Source organism: Leifsonia sp. HAY1-4F, from assembly GCF_056755275.1.
On record NZ_JBNDHX010000179.1, the window covers coordinates 1 to 3,025 of the forward strand.

A 3,025-nucleotide genomic window follows, 5' to 3' on the forward strand; every position below is an offset into this window, starting at 1 on the left:
TCCGTCGTCGGCAGCGTCAGATGTGTATAAGAGACAGCCCCTGCACCCCACCGCCCACCATCGAGTCCGCACAGACTGCACGAAAAACCCCCGAAAAACGTCAGTCTTCGTGTACTCGATGGGGGTACGAAAGGAACGAGAACCATGGACGGAGCACGACCCGTTCGCGCGGCGCGCGGCACGGAGCTCAGCGCGAAGAGCTGGCAGACCGAGGCGCCGCTGCGGATGCTCATGAACAACCTCGACCCCGAGGTCGCCGAGCGACCCGACGACCTCGTCGTCTACGGAGGGACGGGCCGCGCGGCCCGCAGCTGGGAGGCCTACGACGCGATCGTGGCGACGCTCCGCGATCTGGAGGCGGACGAGACGCTGCTGGTGCAGTCCGGCAAGCCCGTCGGCGTGTTCCGCACGCACGAGTGGGCGCCGCGGGTGCTCATCGCCAACTCCAACCTCGTCGGCGACTGGGCGACGTGGCCCGAGTTCCGGCGGCTGGAGGCCCTGGGCCTCACGATGTACGGCCAGATGACCGCCGGCTCCTGGATCTACATCGGCTCGCAGGGCATCCTGCAGGGGACGTACGAGACGTTCGGCGCTGTCGCCCGCAAACGGTTCGGCGGCTCGCTCGCCGGCACCCTGACCCTCACCGGCGGCTGCGGCGGGATGGGCGGAGCGCAGCCGCTCGCCGTCACCCTCAACGGCGGCGCGGTCCTCATCGTGGATGTGGACGCCACTCGGCTGCAGCGCCGGCTCCACCACGGCTACCTCGACGTCCTCGCCCGCGATCTGGACGACGCCGTCGACCAGGCGCTGGCCGCGAAGGAACAGCGCCGAGCGCTCTCCGTCGGCGTGGTCGGCAACGCGGCGGAGGTCTTTCCCGAGCTCCTGCGCCGCGGCGTCCCGATCGATATCGTCACCGACCAGACCAGCGCCCACGACCCGCTCAGCTACCTCCCGGTGGGCTACACGGTCGCCGAATGGCGCGATCGCGCTGCGGCGGACCCGGAGCGCTTCACCGACGACGCCCGCCGCTCCATGGCCGCGCAGGTGGAGGCGATGGTCGGCTTCCAGGACGCGGGCGCCGAGGTGTTCGACTACGGCAACTCCATCCGCACGGAGGCGCAGCTCGGCGGCTACGACCGCGCGTTCGACTTCCCCGGATTCGTCCCCGCCTACATCCGGCCGCTCTTCGCGGAAGGCAAGGGGCCCTTCCGCTGGGTCGCACTGTCCGGCGATCCCGCCGACATCGCAGCGACCGACCGCGCGGTACTCGAGCTCTTCCCCGAGGACGAGCACCTGCGCCGGTGGATCACGCAGGCCGGCGAGAAGGTGCACTTCGAAGGGCTTCCCGCGCGGATCTGCTGGCTGGGATACAAGGAGCGGCACCTCGCGGGCCTGCGCTTCAACGAGATGGTCGCATCGGGCGAGCTCTCCGCGCCCATCGTGATCGGCCGCGACCACCTCGACTCGGGATCGGTCGCCTCGCCCTACCGCGAGACGGAGTCGATGGCCGACGGCTCGGATGCGATCGCGGACTGGCCGCTGCTCAACGCGCTCCTGAACACCGCATCCGGCGCGACCTGGGTGTCGCTGCATCACGGCGGCGGCGTCGGGATCGGGCGCAGCATCCACGCCGGCCAGGTCGTCGTCGCGGACGGAACGGCCTTGGCCGCCGAGAAGATCGAGCGCGTGCTGATCAACGACCCGGGGACGGGCGTGATGCGCCACGTGGATGCCGGCTACGAGCGGGCGGCCGAGGTCGCGCAGGAGCGCGGGCTGCGCATCCCGATGCGCGAGCAGGCAGCCGCACGGCGATGACCGCGACGCTGGTCACCGGGATCGGCGAGCTCGTCACCTTCGATCCCGCGCATCCCGGGCCGCTCGGCATCGTGAACGACGCCGCGGTGCTCTCGGTGGAGGGGCGGGTCGTCTGGACCGGGGCCGCATCCGCCTCCCCGCGCTCCGACGCGGACGAGGTCATCGAGGTGGCCGGCGCCGCTGTCATCCCCGGGTTCGTCGACTCGCACACCCACCTCGTGTTCGGTGGCGACCGTGCGGGCGAGTTCGAGGCGCGGATGGCCGGACGGCCGTATACGGCAGGCGGCATACGGTCGACGGTCGCGGCGACGCGGACCGCGACGGACCAGGAATTGCGGCGCCGGCTGGCACACCTGGTCGGCGAGCTCCACTCCCAGGGCACGACGACGTTCGAGGTCAAGAGCGGCTACGGCCTGAGTGTCGCCGACGAGGAGCGACTGCTCCGGCTCGCGCGCGAGGTCACCGACGAGACCACATTCCTCGGTGCGCATGTTGTCCCCGCGGAGTACGCGGAGGATCCGGAAGCGTACGTCGAGCTAGTCATGGGCCCGATGGTCGACGCGTGCGCGCCGTACGCCCGGTGGATCGACGCGTTCTGCGAGAGCGGCGCCTTCACCGTGGAGCAGTCGCGGCGCATCCTCACCGCCGGCGCTGCCCGTGGATTGGGTGTGCGGCTGCATGCCGCACAGCTCGGTCCCGGGGACGGCGTGGCTCTCGCGGTGGAACTGGATGCGGCGAGCGTCGACCATTGCACCTACCTGAGCGACGACGACGTCGAGCTGCTGGCGGCATCCCGGACGGTCGCGACGCTGCTGCCCGGCGTGGAGTTCTCGACGCGGCATCCCTACCCCTCCGGCCGGCGGCTGCTGGATGCGGGCGCCGCGATCGCACTCGCGAGCGACTGCAACCCCGGGTCGTCGTTCACCTCGTCGATGCCGTTCTGCATCGCACTGGCGGTGCGGGACATGGGACTGACGCCCGGCGAGGCGCTGCGCGCCGCGACCCTCGGCGGCGCGGCTGCCCTGCGCCGCGACGACGTCGGTCACCTCCGGCCGGGCGCACGGGCCGACCTCGCCGTGCTCGCCGCGCCCAGCCACATCCACCTCGCCTACCGCCCCGGCGTCCCCCTCATCGCACGTACCCTCCGCGCCTCCGCCTGAGCCCGCCCTCTGCCTGTCTCTTATACACATCTGACGCTGCCGACGACGGA

At 71.3% G+C, this 3,025-nt stretch carries 2 protein-coding genes; both read left to right on the plus strand.

Features of this window, described 5'->3' with window-relative positions:
* Positions 1–144: 144 nt before the first annotated feature.
* Positions 145–1,815, plus strand: a complete 1,671-nt coding sequence (gene hutU / locus ACPYOG_RS18945; RefSeq protein WP_481295689.1) for a urocanate hydratase — start codon at positions 145–147, stop codon at positions 1,813–1,815.
* Complete coding sequence (gene hutI, locus ACPYOG_RS18950) at positions 1,812–2,975, plus strand: imidazolonepropionase (protein ID WP_481295690.1); 1,164 nt, start codon at positions 1,812–1,814, stop codon at positions 2,973–2,975. The genes hutU and hutI overlap by 4 nt, the downstream gene beginning before the upstream one ends.
* Positions 2,976–3,025: the final 50 nt, after the last annotated feature.

Excerpts from the sequence above, each read along its gene's own strand:
- hutU (WP_481295689.1), top strand. The coding sequence starts at position 145 with ATGGACGGAGCACGACCCGTTCGCGCGGCGCGCGGCACGGAGCTCAGC.
- hutI (WP_481295690.1), top strand. The coding sequence starts at position 1,812 with ATGACCGCGACGCTGGTCACCGGGATCGGCGAGCTCGTCACCTTCGAT.